Raw genomic sequence first — 16,146 nt, 5'->3', positions numbered from 1 at the left:
CCATTTTGCTGTTGCTTCTGCCTGTCATCCCCGCGAAGGCGGGGATCCATGGACGTTTCACGCTTCACCGTTGCCTTGTCAGGAGCGACAGCCAAAGCTTCCTTCCCTCTAAAGCAGGCCGGGTCACTTGGCTTTGCTGACCCAGGTCCGACTGGGCGCCTTCTGTCAAACGTAGCCAAAGGGATCGGTCTGTTAGACAGCAAGAGCAACGGTCAACGCAATCGCACTAGCGATCCATGCTCGTCATTCGCGAAAGCGAATTCCGCTCTTTCGCCTGGTAGAACCATCCAGCAACTTAGAGACATGCCACTCGCGTCTTCGCCGCGAAAGAGCCAGAGTCCAGCCGGACCTTTTAGGCGGCGGGAACCTCTGGCAATTGCTTCACGGCAATCGGTAAAGCGTGGAGAGGCGCTGGATTCCCGCTTTCGCGGGGATGACGAACAAGGGCAACAACACAACGGATCGCAGCTTCACCGGATGACGAGCAACGGCGAAAGTGCCAGCTGCGCTTGCCCGCAGAGCGTGCCCGCAAGCATGAAAAGGCGCTGGATGTTCGGCTAAACCGAAGCAAGGCGGAATCCGCTTCGCCCGACGACTAGCGGGCAATCAACGGCGAAACTCGACTTTCGGTACACCTGACCCAAGCCACTCACCCTGCTGACAACGCGCTGTCAGCAGCCCGGTCCACAATGCCCTCATGGACACCGCCGGCCTCAAGCGATTCTGTGCCTCGTTTCCCGCCGCGGAGCAAACCCTGCACGGCGAGCCGTCGAACATCCTGGTCTATGCCGTCGGCGGCAAGACGTTCGCGTATTTCAAGACCAGCGAGCCGGAACGCTGGCGCTTCAGCTTCCGCGTCACGCCGGAGCGGTTCGTCGAGCTCACCGACCAGCCCGGCATCAAGCCGGCACGCTGGATGGGCCGCTGGTACTGGGTGACGGTGGTGGACGTGCGGCGCGTGCCTGAGGAGTACCTGCGCGAGCTGGTGACGTGGTCGTACCGGCGCGCGCTGGAGAAGCTCAGCCGCAAGCGCCGTGCCGAACTGATCGGCGGTTGATCACTTGCTGCTGACGTACTTCTCGCGGCGGATCTGCGGCACCGGCAGACCGTGGCCCTTCAGCGCTTCGAAGCACGCATCGACCATGTTCGGGTTGCCGCACAGGTAGGCGACGTCGCCACCGGCATTCGGACCAAACTCTTCGAGGAACTGCTGCACGTAGCCGTGGCGCACGTCGGGATGCGGGTTTTCCGGCAGTTCGCGCGAGAAGCACGGCACGAAACGGAAGTGTTCCGGATGCTGATCGGCGAACGCGCGGAATTCGCCGCCGTACAGCAGTTCGGCCGGCGTACGCGCGCCGAACAGCAGCACGACGCGGATGCCGCGCTCGCGGATCAGCGCGTCCAGCTGCGGCAGCATGGCGCGGTACGGCGTGACGCCAGTGCCGGTGGCGATGAGCAGGTAGCGCGCGTTGGTGTCGCTCGGCATCAGGCAGAACCGGCCGAACGGTCCGCTTGCGTCGACGTGGCCGCCGACGTCCAGTCCCTCGAACAGCGCCGTCGCGGCGCCGCCGGGCACGTAGCTCACCGCGATCTCCACCGCCTCGCCCGGGCCCAGCGCGTGGTCATGGATGGTCGCCAGCGAATAGCTGCGCTTGGTGGCCGTGCCGTCTGCGTAGGTGAAATGCACCTGGATGAACTGGCCGGGGATGAAGTCCAGCGGCTGGCCGTCGTCACGCACGAAGGTGTAGTGCCCGACGGTGGGGGCCAGCATCCGGCGCGAGACAAGCTTGAGGGGAAAGTGCTGGATGGCCAAGGCGGTACCGACGGTGATGCAACAGTGTGTGGCCGGAGCGCCCACACGAGGCCGCCTATACTACCGTCTATCGCCGCGCGGCTCGCGGCGCAGGCCTTCACGATGACTCCCGTTTCCGAGCCCATTCCGGCGGCACTGGCCGCGCCCGCACTGTCGGTCCGCGACCTGCGCAAGACCTACGACAACCGTGTCGAGGCGCTCAAGGGCGTCTCGCTGGACGTCGCGCCCGGCGATTTCTTTGCGCTGCTGGGTCCCAACGGGGCCGGCAAGAGCACGCTGATCGGCATCGTCAGCTCGCTGGTCAATCTCAGCGCGGGATCGGTGTCGATCTTCGGCGTCGACCTGCTGCGCGACCGCGACGCGGCGATGCGCCTGATCGGGCTTGTCCCGCAGGAGCTGAACTTCAACATGTTCGAGAAGCCGCTGGACATCCTGGTCAACTACGCCGGCTTCTACGGCGTGCCGCGCGCGGAGGCGCTGCGCCGGGCCGAGGTGGAGCTCAAGCGCGCCCACCTGTGGGAAAAGGCCAACGTGATGAGCCGCACGCTCTCCGGCGGCATGAAGCGGCGGCTGATGATCGCCCGCGCGATGATGACGCAGCCGAAGCTGCTGATCCTGGACGAGCCCACCGCCGGCGTGGACATCGAGATCCGTCGCGGCATGTGGAAGACGCTGAAGGAGATCAATGCCGCCGGCACGACGATCATCCTCACCACGCACTACCTGGAGGAAGCGGAGAGCCTGTGCCGCAACCTCGCCATCATCGACCGCGGCCGCATCGTCGAACAGGGCCCGATGAAGGCGCTGCTGGCCAAGCTCGACGTCGAAGGCTTCCTGCTCGACATCGACGGCCGCCTGCCCGCAACGCTTCCGGCCATCGAGGGCACCACGCTGGTCGCCACCGACGATCACACGCTGGACATCGAGATGCCACGCGCGATGGACCTCAACCGGGTGTTCGCCGCGCTGGGCGATGCGGGCATCCGCGTGCGCTCCATGCGCACCAAGTCCAACCGCCTGGAAGAACTGTTCGTCCGCCTGACCGGCGAGAACGCGCAGGACAGCACCGCGCAGACGCCGCCGGAGCAGGTGGCATGAACGACATGACGCAGACCACCTCCGAACTCACCGTCACGCAGCGCAACTTCGTCGCGCTGGGCACGATCGTCCGCCGCGAAGTCGCGCGCATCCTGCGCATCTGGGGCCAGACCCTGGTACCGCCAGCCATCACGATGACGCTGTACTTCCTGATCTTCGGCGGGTTGATCGGCTCGCGCGTGGGGTCGATGGACGGCATCAAGTACATGGACTTCATCGTTCCCGGCCTGGTGATGATGAGCGTCATCCAGAACAGCTACGGCAACATTTCCTCCAGCTTCTTCGGCGCCAAGTTCGGCCGCCACGTGGAGGAACTGCTGGTCAGCCCGATGCCGAACTGGGTGATCCTCACCGGCTACGTCGCGGGCGCGGTGCTGCGCGGCCTGATGGTCGGCGCGATCGTGCTGGTCATCGCGATGCTGTTCACCAAGGTGCGCGTGCCGCATCCGCTGGTCACCTTCACCACGGTGCTGCTGGGCGCGACGATCTTCTCGCTGGCCGGCTTCGTCAATGCGGCGTATGCCAAGAAGTTCGACGACATCGCCATCGTGCCGACCTTCATCCTCACACCGCTGACCTACCTGGGTGGCGTGTTCTATTCGGTGAAGCTGCTGCCGCCGTGGGCCGAGGCGATGACGCACGCGAACCCGATCTTCTACATGGTCAATGCGTTCCGCTTCGGCCTGCTGGGCGTGAGCGACGTGCCGCTGTGGGTGGCGTACGCGCTGATGCTGGCCTTCGTCGTGGCGCTGGCATCGTTGGGGCTGTGGCTGCTCAAGCGCGGCGTAGGACTGCGCAGCTGAGCGTGATGGTGCGCGTTCGTCCTGCGCTGATCGTGCTGGCGGCTGCGGCGATGGTCGCACCGCCGGTGTTCGCCGACGCGGCTCCGCCGAGCGTGGAGGCGCGCGCCGAAGCCGAAGCCGACGGCATGCTGCTCGCACAGGCCCTCTACTGCGGTGCGCCGGAGAACGTCGGCACGGCACTGATGGCCGCGCTGCAGCGGCGGGCGCAGGCGGCAACGCCCACGGGCGCGGGGAGTTTCGATGCGGTCGCCTATCAGCGCGTCGTGATGGAAGGATTCGAGCGCATGGCCGGAACCTTGAAATCCATAGACGCGCAGTGGGAGTCGGAATCGACCTCACCGTCTCCGCAACGCGTGCAGCAGTACGTCGAAGAATGCACGCAGGTGCAGCGCGAAGTGGACGCACTGCTCACCGCTGCAGACGATGCCGGTCCTTCCGCCATGCCCGCCTCCAGTCTTCCCTGACGATGCGCATCCTCGTTCTCGGCGCCGGTGGCACCGGCGGTTATTTCGGCGGCCGTCTGGCGCAGTCCGGCGCCGACATCACGTTCCTCGTGCGACCCGCGCGCGCGGCGCAGCTTAAGGCGCAGGGGCTGGCGATCCGCAGTCCCCTCGGCGATGCGGACGTGCGCGCCGCGCATGTCACCGCGGATGCATTGCCCGCACTGACCGGCGAGCGTCCATTCGACATGGTGCTGCTGAGCTGCAAGGCGTACGACCTGGACAGCGCGATGGAAGCCGTCGCTCCGGCGGTCAGCGGCAGTACGTGGGTGTTGCCGATTCTCAACGGCCTGCGCCACTACGCACCACTCGACGAACGTTTTGGCCGCGACCACGTCGTCGGCGGACTGTGCTTCATCAGCGCGATGAAAGGTCCCGACGGCGAGATCCTGCACCTGGGACAGCCGGCCTCCATCACCTTTGGCGAGCGGTCCGACCAAGCCGACAGCGCCCGCACGCGCGCCTTCGCGGATGCGTGCGCGCAGGCCGGCATTGACCATGTGCGCTCGCTGAGCATCGCGCGCGAGCAGTGGACCAAGTTCACCTTCCTGGCGACGCTGGCGGCGGGCACGTGCCTGATGCGTTCCAGCGTGGGCCGCATCGTCGCGACCGAAGATGGCGAGGCGCTGATGCGCGGCCTGTACGCCGAATGCGTGGCGGTGGCGGCCGCGGCAGGCGAGCCGATCGAGGTCGCCGCGCAGCGCACCGCGCTGGCGACGCTCACACAGCGCGGCTCGTCGCTGAAGGCTTCGATGCTGCGCGATCTGGAAGCCGGACAGCCGGTGGAAGCGATGCAGATCGTCGGCGACATGCGCCAGCGCGCCCGCGCCGCGGACCAGGACGTACCGCTGCTCGCCGCCGCGTGGACGCATCTGCAGGCCTATGAAGCGAGCCGCGAGGCCTCGTAAGGCACGCGATCAATGCGGTCGCGATGAAGCGGCTGACGGCCGGTCGAAGCGATAGCCGTAGCCCGGCACCAGGCACAGATAGCGCGGATGCTCCGCATCGTCGCCCAATGCCTCGCGCAGCCGCGCCATGACCGCGCCCAGCCGCGCAGGCGAGACCGGGCGCCGGCCCCACACTTCCTCCGCGATCTCGGCCGGCGAGAACACCTGTCCCGGCGAGCGCACCAGCAGGCACAGCACGGCGAAGGCATCCGGATGCAGCGGTTGCGGCCGTCCCTCGCGCAACAGGCGGCCGCCCGCCAGGTCGAGCGTGATGTCGTCGAAGACCAGCTGGGGCGGGTCGGGGCCGCTCATGGCAAATCGGCTGAGAATCTTCATCCCTACGCAGGCCGCTCCTTGATCCGGCCGAGCTTTGCCGGTCCGTCGCATACCCGGCGTGATGGCGGAGCGGTCGCGGCCGGCGGCAGGATGGTTTCAGCGCCCCGGCAGGCGGAAGAACGCGCGCGCCGCCGCGGTGGTCTGCGACGCTGTCGTGGCGACGTCCTCGCCGCGGTCGCGGGCCAGTTCCTCGACGATGTGGGCCAGGAACATCGGCTCGTTGCGGCGGTGCGAGGGCGCCGGCTTGATAGTGCGCGGCAGCAGATAGGGCGCGTCCGTCTCGATCATCAGCCGCTGCGCGGGGATGTGCTTGACCAGTTCGCGCAGGTGCTGGCCGCGGCGTTCGTCGCACAGCCAGCCGGTGATGCCGATGTACCAGTCGCGGTCCAGGTAGTCGAACAGCTCCGCGCGCGTGCCGGTGAAGCAGTGCACCACGGCCGGGCCGACCCGCCCGTCGAAGTTGTTCATCATCGCCATGAAGTCGGCGTGCGCATCGCGCTGGTGCAGGAACAGCGGCTTGCCCGTCTCGGCCGCGATCTGCAGTTGCCGTTCGAACGCGCGGCGCTGCGCCGGGCGGGGCGAGAAATCGCGGAAGTAGTCCAGCCCGCACTCGCCCACGGCCACGACTTCGCTGTGGGTGTGCAGCTCGCGCATTTCCGCATCGCACTCGTCCGTGTACTCGGTGGCGTGGTGCGGGTGTACGCCGGCGGTGGCGAACAGCTCGCCGGGATGTTGTTTCGCCAGCTTCAGCGCCAGCGGCGAGTGCTCGCGGCTGGCGCCGGTGATCACCATCTGCGACACGCCGGCCTCGCGCGCGCGCTGCAGTACCGCGTCGCGGTCGTGGTCGAAGGAGTCGTGGGTGAGGTTGGCGCCGATGTCGATGAGTTGCATCGCCGAATGTTATCAACTCGCCTGTGGGAGCCAGCTTGCTGGCGACAATGCGGCGGAAGCGCCCGGTCGCCAGCAAGCTGGCTCCTACGAAAGCATCGCAGGGGCACGTATCCTTTCGCGGTGAACCGTCCTGCCTTTCCGATCGACGCCCTGCTCCCGCAGATCCGCGCCAGCCTCGCGGCGCATCCGCGGTTGGTGCTGGAAGCGCCGCCCGGCGCCGGCAAGACCACGCAGGTGCCGCCGGCGCTGCTCGACGAGCCATGGCTGGAAGGCCGCAGGATCGTGATGCTGGAACCGCGCCGCGTGGCCGCACGCGCCGCCGCGCACTTCATGGCGCGCCAGCGCGGCGACGACGTGGGCGGCACGGTGGGCTATCGCATCCGGTTCGAGAACCGGGTCTCGTCGGCCACGCGCATCGAGGTCGTCACCGAAGGCATCCTCACCCGCATGCTGCAGGATGACCCGATGCTGGAAGGCGTCGGCGCGCTGCTGTTCGACGAATTCCACGAACGCCACCTGGCCGCGGACCTGGGCCTGGCACTGGCGCTGGACGTGCAGGCCGGCCTGCGCGAGGACCTGCGCATCGTGGTGATGTCGGCAACGCTCGACGGCGAACGGCTGGCGAGTTTCCTCGACGCCCCGCGCCTGAGCAGCGCGGGGCGCAGCTTTCCGGTGTCGATCGCGCACTTTCCCGCGCGCCGCGAGGAGGCGCTGGAGCACCAGACCCGCCGCGCCGTCGAGCACGCACTCGCACAGCACCCGGGCGACGTGCTGGTGTTCCTGCCGGGGCAGCGCGAGATCGCGCGCACCGAGCAGGTGCTGGGCAGCTCACTCCCTGCCCTGCAGTCGCAGGGGGAGGAGCAAAGCGTCGACATCCTCACCCTCCACGGCGAACTGCCCGTCGAGCAGCAGTCGCGCGTATTGCAGCCCGACCCGAAGGGTCGCCGCCGCGTCGTGCTCGCCACCAACGTCGCCGAGTCCAGCGTGACGCTGCCCGGCGTGCGCGTGGTCATCGACTCGGGCCTGGCGCGCGAGCCGCGTTACGACCCCAACAGCGGCTTCGCGCGGCTGGACGTGGTGAACATCGCGCAGGCTTCCGCGGACCAGCGCGCGGGCCGCGCGGGTCGCGTCGCAGAAGGTTGGGCGTATCGACTCTGGCCCGAATCGCAGCGGCTGGAACCGCAACGGCGTCCGGAGATCGCCCAGGTCGAACTGGCCGGGCTGGCGCTTGAACTGGCCGCATGGGGCGACGCCAACCTGCGTTTCGTCGATGCACCGCCGACCGGTGCGATGGCCGCCGCACGCGAGCTGCTGCAGCGGCTGGGCGCGCTGGACGACGGCAGCATCACGCCGCTTGGGCGGCGCATGCTGGCGCTGGGCACGCATCCGCGGCTGGCCGCGATGCTGCTGGCGCCGGCGAACCGGGACGAACAGGCGCTGGCGTGCGACCTCGCGGCCCTGCTGGAAGCGCGCGATCCGTTGCGGTCTCGATCGGACTCGGTCGCGGAGCGCTGGCAGGCGCTCGCCGCCTTCCGCGCCGGTCGCGTGGGTCCGGATGCATCGCGCTCGGCGCTGGCCGCGCTCGACCAGGCCGCGAAGCAATGGCGCCGTCGCCTGCGTCTGGACACCGCGCCGCCGAGCGGCATGCCCGCGCACCTGCTCGGCGACGTGCTGCTGCATGCCTTCCCCGATCGCATCGCGCGACAGCATCCGACCGACCCGTACCGCTACCAGCTGGCCAACGGCCGCAGCGCGCGGCTGTTCGACGAATCGACGCTGTACGGCGAGCCGTGGATCGTGATCAGCGAACTGCGCGACGATCCGCGCGATGCGCGCGTGCTGCGTGGCGCGCCGCTGGACGAACAACGCCTGCGCCGCGATTTCCCGCGTCGTTTCGTCACCGAGGATCGCGTCGTCTGGGATACCGCTGCGCGCGGCATCGCCGCGGTGCGCGAGACGCGCTACGACCGCATCGTCATCGAGAGCAGGCCGCTGGCCCGGCCCGATCCCGCGCGCTACGCCGATGCGTTGATCGATGCGGTGCGCCAACTCGGCCTCTCCGCGCTGCCATGGACAGAATCGCTGCAGCAGTGGCGCGCACGCGTACGCAGCCTGCGCGCGTGGATGCCGGAGCTCGCGCAAGGCGACGGCGCCCTGCCGGACCTGTCCGACGCGGCGTTGCTTGCATCACTCGACGGCTGGCTCAAGCCGGTCCTCAGCGGCAAGACCCGCCTGGACGCATTGAGCGAGCAGGAACTCGGCGAAGCCCTGAGGTCCACGATGGACTGGTCGCTGCGGCAGAAGATCGACGCCCTGGCGCCCACGCGCATCACCGTGCCGTCGGGCATGGAGCGCCGCATCGAATACGGCTACGACGACGCGGCGGACGCGCCGATCGCGCCGGTGCTGGCGGTGAAGCTGCAGGAACTGTTCGGCCTGGCCGACACGCCGCGCATCGCCGACGGCCGCGTGCCGCTGACGCTGCACCTGCTCTCGCCCGGCGGCAAGCCGCTGCAGATCACGCAGGACCTGAAAGGCTTCTGGGACCGCACCTATCCGGAAGTGAAGAAGGAAATGAAGGGCCGCTACCCCAAGCACCCCTGGCCCGACGACCCGTGGACCGCCACCGCCACGCACCGCGCCAAACCGCGCGGTACGTAGCCGGACTCTGGCTACACTCGCCCGATGAGCGCATCGCCCCTGCAGCAGCCTGAATTCCTGCCGTTCAAGATCGACCTGGTGATGCGGCGCGTGCTGTGGCTGCGGCTGGATGCGCAGCAGCGGCGCGAGGCGGCTTTCCTCGACGATCGCGCAATGCCGTCCGATCCACAGGGTGGATGGATGGCGCTGGACCCGCTGCTCGCCGCGGACAATGCCAACCCCACGCCTGCGCACGCGATCTTCCACATCGGCCATTGTGGTTCGACGCTGCTCAGCCGCCTGCTGGACAGCTGGCCGGAGTTGCAGGGCCTGCGCGAACCCTTGCCGCTGCGCACGCTGGCCGAGTTGTGGCCGATGCTGGGGCATCCGCAGGCGCGCCTTTCCGATACGCAGGCGGCACGCCTGATCGATGCGCTGTGGGCCCGCTGGTCGATGCCGCTGCCGCCGATGCAACGCAACGTGGTCAAGGCGACCAGCAGCTGCAACGGATTGATCGAACCGCTGCTGGCGCGCCAGCCAGACATGCGGGCGATCCTGCTCGACATGCCACTGCGGCCCTATCTGGCGACGCTGCTGAAGTCGCCCGCATCTGTGCTCGATGCCGCCAACGCGGCTGGCGAACGGCTGGCGCACCTGCAGTCGCGCGGCATCGCACGCGACGTCGCACTGCATGAACTGACCCTGCCACAGCAATGCGCGATGGGCTGGTGGTCCGAGCGCCTGCGTTTCGAAGCGCTCGCATTCGGAGCGCACGCCGCTCGCGTCCTGCGCATCGACTTCGAGGAACTGCTGCAGCATCCGGAGCGCGAACTGCATCGCATTTCCGCGCACCTGGAACTCGACCCGGCCCACGTCGCGATCGCACTGGCCTCCCCCGCATGGGGGCGCTATTCGAAGGCGCAGTCGCACGGCTACGGGCGTGACGATCGCGCGCACGACCTTGCGCTGGCGATGCAACGGCATGCCGGCGAAATCGCAGAAGGCGAGGCGTGGTTGAGCCGCTTCATGGCCTGAGGTTCACCAGCGGCGGACACCGCACGTACCACGTGCACGAAGCTGAACCGTTCAGCAAGCGACACGTGAATACGCCAAAACGTGGATACTCGGCGGACGCGCAGTTTCGCAAAGGACCTTTCGTGTCCGTTTCGTTCGAAGATCTCTTCCGGCATTCGCCCAATGCCTACATGGTGCTGGACCGGAACCTGCGCTATCTGGAGGCCAACCATGCCTACGAGTTGCTAACCGGTTATCGCCGCGAGCAGCTGATCGGCCGCGGCCTGTTCGAACTCTTCCCCGGCGCGGTGAACGAGGACGGCAGCGCGCAGGCGGACATCCTGCGCATATCGCTGCAGCGCGCGCTGGCGACGGGCAAGCGTGACGTGCTGGCGCTGATTCCCTACACCATCACGTCGCACACGCCCGACGGACCGGTCGAGGACGTGCGCTACTGGAGCGCCACGCACACGCCGGTGTTCGAGGATGGCCGCGTGGTCGCGGTGATGCAGCACACCACCGACGTGACCGAGGTGCATCGCCTGCGCGAGGAGGTGCGGCGCGCGCGCGAGGCCACCGGCCTCACCGCCGAGCAGGTGTCGGGTGGCGTGCTGGCGCGTGCGGCGGCGGTGCAGCTGGACAACCAGCGCCTGTCGGCGCGGCAGGCGTTCCTCACGGACCTGTTCGGGCAGGCGCCGGGTTTCATGGCCGTGCTGCGCGGACCGGAGCACGTCTTCGAACTGGCCAACGACGCCTACGAGCGGATGATCGGGCGCCGCGACTTCCTCGGCCATCCGATCCGCGAGGTGCTGCCGGAGCTGGCCGACCAGGGCTTCTTCGAACTGCTGGACCAGGTGCGTGCGAGCGGCAAGCCATTCGTGGGACGCGGCATGCCGGTGGCGCTGGGCGCGGAGGATTCGGTCCGCGTGATCTTCGTCGACTTCATCTACCAGCCGATCTTCGACGCGTCCGGGCAGGTCGAGGCGATCTTCGTGCAGGGCTCGGACGTCACCTCGCGCGAGTCGGCGCTGTCGGCACTGCGCGAGAGCGAAGGCAGCTTCCGCACCATGGCGGACCTGGTGCCGCAGATGATCTGGTCCACCGGCCCGGACGGCATGCCCGACTACTACAACCAGCGCTGGTACGACTTCACCGGCGTGGCCGAAGGCGCCACCCACGGCGCCGGCTGGGACCGGGTGGTGCATCCGGACGATCGCGAGCGCGCGTGGTCGCGCTGGGGCGCCAGCATGGCCACCGGCCAGCCCTACGACATCGAATACCGCCTGCGCCACCACTCCGGCGAGTACCGCTGGGCGCTGGGCCGCGCGCTGCCCGTGCGCGATGGCGCCGGGCACATCGTGCGCTGGATGGGCACGTGCACCGAGATCCACGAGCAGAAGCGCGTGCAGGAAATGCTGGAACGCGCCGACCGGCAGAAGGACCAGTTCCTGGCGACGCTGGCGCACGAGCTGCGCAATCCGCTCGCGCCCATCACCATCGCCGCGCAACTGCTGAAGATGGCGCCCGAGTCGGCCGCGAACGTGCGCCAGGCCGCGGAGATCATCGACCGCCAGGCCGTGCACATGGGCAACCTGGTCGAGGACCTGATGGACATCTCGCGCGTCACGCGCGGGCTGACCACGCTGAAGCGGCAGCCGATCCACCTGTCGGAAGTGATCGCCGCCGCGATCGAGCAGACCTCGCCGCTGGTGATGCGTCGCGACCACAACCTGGACGTGATCAACCATGCCGGCGACCTGGTGCTGGTGGCCGATCCGCAACGGCTGGTGCAGGTGCTGGCCAACCTGCTCACCAACGCCGCCAAGTACACGCCGCCGTGTGGCCGCATCGTGCTGGAGGCCGTGCGCGTGGAGGACGACGCGATCGTGCGCGTCATCGACAACGGCGTCGGCATGGACGCGCAGCTGCTCGGGCGCGTGTTCGAACTGTTCGCCCAGGGCGAGAACACGCCGGATCGCCACGAGGGCGGACTGGGCGTCGGCCTGGCGCTTGCCCGCAGCCTGACCCAGCTGCACGGCGGCACGCTCACCGCCTTCAGTGCCGGACCGGGCCAAGGCTCCACCTTCGAGTTGCGCCTGCCGATCCACGATCTGGCTTCGCTCGTCTAGGCGCGAATACCATCCTGTAACTCCACTGACTGGAACGCAGGATGCGTTGGCACCACATGCTCGCGCTGTTGTCGATCGCCGTCGTGCCCGTCACGGTCGCCGTGGCCACGTTCGTAACGGCCCTGCGCGGCCGCGTGCCGCTGTGGGCTTCGCTCGCGGTGGCACTGACCGGTCTGTGCCTTTCGTTCCTCTTCACGACGATGCTGGCGATCCGCTGCTCGGAGTCGTACGACGTGGTGTCGGCAGCCGCGCGGCTGCTCACGTCGGCGGAGCGCGAAACGCTGCGGGGCCAGGAGTTCCTGTGTCCAAACGTGTATCGCTTCGAACGCGACGGCAAGCCGACCTGCCTGGTATCCGACGGCGATGGCGGTGCGTTCGTCGGCTGCGGCTGAGTTGCGCCGCGATGGCCGTCAGGTATCGGCCCACATGCGGAACAGGTTGGTGCGCAGCGACTCCAGCAGCACCTGCAGGCGCTGGCGATCGCCGCCACTGGCGACCAGCGCGCGCGCCTCGTCCAGTTGCACCAGCAATTCGCGCCGGTTGCTGTCGGCGACCCAGCTCTGCAGCCAGGTGATGGCGGCCAGGCGCACTCCGCGCGTGACCGGCGAAACGCGGTGGATCGTGGTGGATGGATAGAGGATGGCGCTGCCGGGTTCCAGCTTGTACGACAGTTCCTGCGCGCCGAGCTGGATCGTCAGCTCACCGCCGTCGTACTCGGAGGGCGAATTGAGGAACACCGTGCACGACAGGTCGCTGCGGATCGGCGGGGTCGAGGGGAACAGCGCCTCGTCGACGTGCCAGCCGTAGGTCATACCGGGTTCGTACCGCACCACCGTCGCCCGGGCCATGGTGCGCGGCTGGGCGAACGTGCGCAGGTCGGGATAGCGCATCAGCGCCTCGCGTGCGATCAGGGCGACGCGGGCGTTCGCCGGATCGTCCTGCGGGGCCTGCAGGTTCTGCTTGATCGTCGAGTGCGGATTGGTGATGCGGCCGTCGCCGAAGCGCACCTGCGGCAGCAGCTCGCGGATCGCCTGCAGGTCGCCGGCGGACAGCACGTTGGGCAGGACTCGGATCATGGCGGCGCGGCGTCGAAGGCGAGGCCATCATCGGCATTCAGGCGCGGGCCGGCAACCGCGGCCTGCGCTCACGCTGCTTCAACGATACGGCGGGGACACTGCCCTCCGGACCCCGCTACAGGATCGCTGCGATGACCAGGCTGACCTCGCTTCCCGAACGCGCAATGGAGCTGGCCTCCTCGGTCGGCGGCAACCTCCGGCACGCGGTGCCGATGGTGACCCAGCACGCCGGCCAGTGGCTGGATGCCGGCGCGAAGCTCGGCGCGCTCAAGGGCGGTGCGCGCGTGGCCGGCGGCTTCGTGCGGCGCAACCCGGTGCTGATCGCGGCGGCCGTGGCCGGTGCCGGCCTGCTCTGGTACGCGGCCAAGCGTCGCGCACGCCAGGCCGAGGATGCGCAGGGCGAGGCCATCGACGGCCAGTCGCGCCGTGTCGAAGCCCGGCGCGCCCCGCGCAGCGGCACGCGCCGCAACGCGTCGCGCCAGCCGCGCGCGGAGCACTGACCCGCACTGATCGCCGCGATCAGTTCGCGACCGCCGCCTCGGGCAATTCGATGATGAAGCGCGCGCCGCCCTGGCGGCGCGGCTCGTACCACAGCTGCCCGCCGGCGCGCGCGATGATGCGTTTGGCCAGCGAGAGTCCCAGGCCGTTCGACAGCCCGTCGTCCTTCGCCTCGTCGTGCAGGCGCACGAAGGGCTTGAACAGTTCGCGCTGGCGCTCCGGCGGGATGCCGGGGCCGCGGTCGGCGACGATCAGCTGCCAGTAGCCCGGCGCGCCGTTGCGCGCGGCGAGCAGCAGTTCCGAACCCGGGGCGTACTTCATCGCGTTGGTCACCAGGTTCTCGGCGACCTGGCGCAGCACGCGCGGGTGGATCGCGACGTGCGCCGGCGCGGACGGCGGCCGCAGGTCCACGCGGATGCCGCGCGCCTCCAGCTGCATTTCGTAGCGGGTGTGCAGCCACTGCAGGGTTTCGCCCAGATCCGCGCGCTCCTCGCTGGCGGAGCGGTCGCGCGACGCGGACTGGCTCTCCAGGTAATGGCGGATGTAGCCCAGCGCGTCGTCCGCGCTCTCGTGGATCATCTGCAGGTAGCGCGGGATGCGCTCGGCCTTGCACAGGCCGCTGCGCAGCAGCTCCGCGGCGAACAGCACGCTGCCGAGCGGATTCTTCAGGTCGTGCGCGACCAGGTTGACCAGTTCCTCGCGCTCGCGCGCCACGCGTTCCAGCCGGTCGCGGGTGAGCTTGAGGCCGACGTGCGCGGCCACGCGGGCCAGCAGTTCCTCGGGCAGGAAAGGCTTGGTGACGTAATCGACCACGCCGGCGTCGAAGGCGCGCAGCAGCAGGTCGCGGTCGTGGGCGGCGGTGACGAACACCACCGGTACCTGCAACGGGCCGAGTTCGTGCAATGCGGCCAGGACGTCGAAGCCGTCCATGCCCGGCATCATCATGTCCAGCAGGATCAGGTCGGGCGGGGTCTCGACGTAGCGCTGCAGGGCTTCCTCGCCGCTGCTGGCGGACATCACTTCGTAACCCTGGCGCGTGAGCAGGGTGCCGACGACGCGCAGGTTCACGCTCTGGTCGTCGACGACCAGAATCCGGCCCGAATTGCCTGCGGCTATGGCCATGCGTCCCTGTCCCCGGGGCGGCAACGACCCCCTTCGCGCCGCGGTTTCATCGGGACAGACGTTAACAGAAAGGTGACGGATTGCGTGCATGGTTCCCCTCCGTGGTCGCTCGCACGTGCGCGCGCCGCTGCAGCCACGACGAAACATGGCGTTGCGGTCGCGTTCTCCCTCGGCGGCTAGAACGCAGCGCATCATGTGATCCCCTACCCGCCGCCGAGGCGCCCTCCATGCGTCCAGTCCTGCCGCGCGGCCGCGCGCGTGACCTGCTGCCCACTTTCACGCCCGGTCCAGGTGGCGCCGAATGAGCCTGTCGGTGCCTGCCTCCACACCGGACGAAGCCGCGTCCGCACGGCGCCTGGGGCTGCTGCTGGCCGCGACCGGCGCGGTGCTGTTCTCGGCCAAGGCGATCCTGGCGAAGTTCCAGTACCGCCATGGCATCGATGCGCTGGACGTGCTGACGCTGCGCATGCTGCTGTCGCTGCCGCTGTTCGTGGCGCTGGGCGTGCACGAATCGCGGCGGCCTTCACGTATGCCGATGACCCGCCGTGACCTGGGCCTGATCGTCGTGCTGGGCGTGCTGGGCTACTACCTGTCGAGCCTGTTCGACTTCTGGGGCCTGGAGTACGTGCCGGTCTCGCTGGAGCGGCTGATCTTGTTCCTCAACCCCACGTTCGTGCTGCTGATCGGCGTGTTCGCGTTCAAGCGCCGCGTGGCGCGACGCGAATGGATCGCGCTGGCGGTGAGCTACGCTGGCGTGGCGCTGGTGTTCGTCGAGAACCTGCGCGTCCAGGGAGACCACATCCTGCTGGGCAGCGGCCTGGTGCTGCTGGCGGCGCTGAGCTACGCGCTGTACCTGGCAATGTCGGGCCAGCTGATCACGCGGATCGGTTCGTTGCGGCTGGTGGCGTACGCGATGTGCGTGTCCACCGCGGCCACGGTGATCCACTACCTGCTGCTGCGCGACCCCATGCACCTGCTGCAGCTGCCCGCGCCGGTGTACTGGCTGGCGCTGGTCAACGCGGTGTTCTGCACCTTCCTGCCGGTGACCTTCACGATGGGCGCCGTGGCCCGGCTTGGCGCCGGCACCGCGGCGCAGCTGTCGGTGCTGGGGCCGGTGTCGCTGGTGTTCCTGGGCGCATGGCTGCTGGGCGAGCGCATCACCGCCATCCAGCTCATCGGCACCGCCGTGGTGCTGGGCGGCGTGCTGCTGCTGACGCGGCCGGGCGCAAATTCGGTGCCGGTGGGGACGAAGGCGCCACCGGACGGCGACACGCGATGA

Annotated in this window: 16 protein-coding genes; 11 read left to right on the top strand and 5 right to left on the bottom strand. The window is 68.7% G+C overall.

Going from position 1 to position 16,146, the window contains the following annotated elements; genetic code table 11:
• Positions 1-697 precede the first annotated feature (697 nt).
• Positions 698-1,057, top strand: a complete 360-nt coding sequence (locus tag VFE83_RS10435) for an MmcQ/YjbR family DNA-binding protein (RefSeq protein ID WP_324905813.1) — start codon at positions 698-700, stop codon at positions 1,055-1,057.
• On the opposite strand, the gene VFE83_RS10430 is transcribed toward VFE83_RS10435, so the two are convergent.
• Entirely contained in the window at positions 1,058-1,771 is a 714-nt protein-coding gene (locus VFE83_RS10430; RefSeq protein WP_414674721.1) for a ferredoxin--NADP reductase, read from the bottom strand. It abuts the gene before it with no gap.
• 144 nt (positions 1,772-1,915) lie between these two features.
• Between VFE83_RS10430 and VFE83_RS10425 the strand changes: the two genes are divergently transcribed.
• From VFE83_RS10425 to panE, 4 genes are read left to right on the top strand one after another with little or no spacing between them, the layout of a single operon-like run.
• The gene (locus tag VFE83_RS10425; RefSeq protein ID WP_324905809.1) at positions 1,916-2,911 is read left to right on the top strand and encodes an ABC transporter ATP-binding protein; all 996 of its coding nucleotides are present in this window, start codon (positions 1,916-1,918) and stop codon (positions 2,909-2,911) included.
• On the top strand, positions 2,908-3,714 hold the full coding sequence (locus VFE83_RS10420) for an ABC transporter permease (protein WP_324905807.1): 807 nt from the start codon (positions 2,908-2,910) through the stop codon (positions 3,712-3,714). Before VFE83_RS10425 ends, VFE83_RS10420 begins: the two co-directional genes overlap by 4 nt.
• 8 nt (positions 3,715-3,722) lie before the next feature.
• Positions 3,723-4,178: a hypothetical protein gene (locus tag VFE83_RS10415; protein ID WP_324905805.1), complete on the top strand. Its 456-nt coding sequence runs from the start codon at positions 3,723-3,725 to the stop codon at positions 4,176-4,178.
• Complete coding sequence (gene panE, locus VFE83_RS10410) at positions 4,175-5,122, top strand: 2-dehydropantoate 2-reductase (protein ID WP_324905949.1); 948 nt, start codon at positions 4,175-4,177, stop codon at positions 5,120-5,122. Before VFE83_RS10415 ends, panE begins: the two co-directional genes overlap by 4 nt.
• A 9-nt stretch (positions 5,123-5,131) precedes the next feature.
• On the opposite strand, the gene VFE83_RS10405 is transcribed toward panE, so the two are convergent.
• Entirely contained in the window at positions 5,132-5,473 is a 342-nt protein-coding gene (locus VFE83_RS10405; protein WP_324905803.1) for a winged helix-turn-helix domain-containing protein, read from the bottom strand.
• 120 nt (positions 5,474-5,593) lie between these two features.
• Complete coding sequence (locus tag VFE83_RS10400) at positions 5,594-6,388, bottom strand: TatD family hydrolase (protein ID WP_324905801.1); 795 nt, start codon at positions 6,386-6,388, stop codon at positions 5,594-5,596.
• A gap of 120 nt (positions 6,389-6,508) precedes the next feature.
• Between VFE83_RS10400 and hrpB the strand changes: the two genes are divergently transcribed.
• The 4 genes from hrpB to VFE83_RS10380 all read left to right on the top strand — a co-directional run bounded on the left by hrpB (position 6,509) and on the right by VFE83_RS10380 (position 12,563).
• Positions 6,509-9,049, top strand: a complete 2,541-nt coding sequence (gene hrpB / locus VFE83_RS10395; protein ID WP_324905799.1) for an ATP-dependent helicase HrpB — start codon at positions 6,509-6,511, stop codon at positions 9,047-9,049.
• A gap of 24 nt (positions 9,050-9,073) precedes the next feature.
• Complete coding sequence (locus VFE83_RS10390) at positions 9,074-10,063, top strand: hypothetical protein (RefSeq protein WP_324905797.1); 990 nt, start codon at positions 9,074-9,076, stop codon at positions 10,061-10,063.
• Between the two features lie 122 nt (positions 10,064-10,185).
• A complete protein-coding gene (locus VFE83_RS10385) occupies positions 10,186-12,171 on the top strand; it encodes a PAS domain-containing sensor histidine kinase (RefSeq protein ID WP_324905796.1) in 1,986 nt (661 codons plus the stop codon).
• Between the two features lie 41 nt (positions 12,172-12,212).
• Positions 12,213-12,563, top strand: a complete 351-nt coding sequence (locus VFE83_RS10380) for a hypothetical protein (RefSeq protein WP_324905794.1) — start codon at positions 12,213-12,215, stop codon at positions 12,561-12,563.
• Between the two features lie 18 nt (positions 12,564-12,581).
• On the opposite strand, the gene VFE83_RS10375 is transcribed toward VFE83_RS10380, so the two are convergent.
• Positions 12,582-13,247 carry a Fe2+-dependent dioxygenase gene (locus tag VFE83_RS10375; RefSeq protein ID WP_324905792.1) on the bottom strand — a complete coding sequence of 222 codons (666 nt, stop codon included), beginning with the start codon at positions 13,245-13,247 and terminating at the stop codon, positions 12,582-12,584.
• A 131-nt stretch (positions 13,248-13,378) separates the two neighbouring features.
• On the opposite strand from VFE83_RS10375, the gene VFE83_RS10370 reads away from it, so the two are divergent.
• Positions 13,379-13,747 (top strand): hypothetical protein, encoded by a 369-nt coding sequence (locus tag VFE83_RS10370; protein WP_324905790.1) that lies wholly within the window; start codon positions 13,379-13,381, stop codon positions 13,745-13,747.
• Positions 13,748-13,766: 19 nt separating this feature from the next.
• On the opposite strand, the gene VFE83_RS10365 is transcribed toward VFE83_RS10370, so the two are convergent.
• A complete protein-coding gene (locus tag VFE83_RS10365) occupies positions 13,767-14,867 on the bottom strand; it encodes a hybrid sensor histidine kinase/response regulator (protein WP_324905788.1) in 1,101 nt (366 codons plus the stop codon).
• 301 nt (positions 14,868-15,168) lie between these two features.
• Between VFE83_RS10365 and VFE83_RS10360 the strand changes: the two genes are divergently transcribed.
• Positions 15,169-16,146 carry a DMT family transporter gene (locus VFE83_RS10360; RefSeq protein WP_324905786.1) on the top strand — a complete coding sequence of 326 codons (978 nt, stop codon included), beginning with the start codon at positions 15,169-15,171 and terminating at the stop codon, positions 16,144-16,146.

The organism is Lysobacter sp., assembly GCF_035655815.1.
Classification (GTDB): Bacteria; Pseudomonadota; Gammaproteobacteria; order Xanthomonadales; family Xanthomonadaceae; genus Lysobacter_J.
The sequence above is the reverse complement of the archived record's forward strand: the minus strand, read 5'-3'. Positions and strand labels throughout refer to the sequence as shown.

Coding starts and splice junctions, on each gene's coding strand:
- VFE83_RS10435 (WP_324905813.1), top strand. CDS start 698: ATGGACACCGCCGGCCTCAAGCGATTCTGTGCCTCGTTTCCCGCCGCG.
- VFE83_RS10430 (WP_414674721.1), bottom strand. CDS start 1,771: ATGCTGGCCCCCACCGTCGGGCACTACACCTTCGTGCGTGACGACGGC.
- VFE83_RS10425 (WP_324905809.1), top strand. CDS start 1,916: ATGACTCCCGTTTCCGAGCCCATTCCGGCGGCACTGGCCGCGCCCGCA.
- VFE83_RS10420 (WP_324905807.1), top strand. CDS start 2,908: ATGAACGACATGACGCAGACCACCTCCGAACTCACCGTCACGCAGCGC.
- VFE83_RS10405 (WP_324905803.1), bottom strand. CDS start 5,473: ATGAGCGGCCCCGACCCGCCCCAGCTGGTCTTCGACGACATCACGCTC.
- VFE83_RS10400 (WP_324905801.1), bottom strand. CDS start 6,388: ATGCAACTCATCGACATCGGCGCCAACCTCACCCACGACTCCTTCGAC.
- VFE83_RS10390 (WP_324905797.1), top strand. CDS start 9,074: ATGAGCGCATCGCCCCTGCAGCAGCCTGAATTCCTGCCGTTCAAGATC.
- VFE83_RS10380 (WP_324905794.1), top strand. CDS start 12,213: ATGCGTTGGCACCACATGCTCGCGCTGTTGTCGATCGCCGTCGTGCCC.
- VFE83_RS10375 (WP_324905792.1), bottom strand. CDS start 13,247: ATGATCCGAGTCCTGCCCAACGTGCTGTCCGCCGGCGACCTGCAGGCG.
- VFE83_RS10370 (WP_324905790.1), top strand. CDS start 13,379: ATGACCAGGCTGACCTCGCTTCCCGAACGCGCAATGGAGCTGGCCTCC.
- VFE83_RS10365 (WP_324905788.1), bottom strand. CDS start 14,867: ATGGCCATAGCCGCAGGCAATTCGGGCCGGATTCTGGTCGTCGACGAC.
- VFE83_RS10360 (WP_324905786.1), top strand. CDS start 15,169: ATGAGCCTGTCGGTGCCTGCCTCCACACCGGACGAAGCCGCGTCCGCA.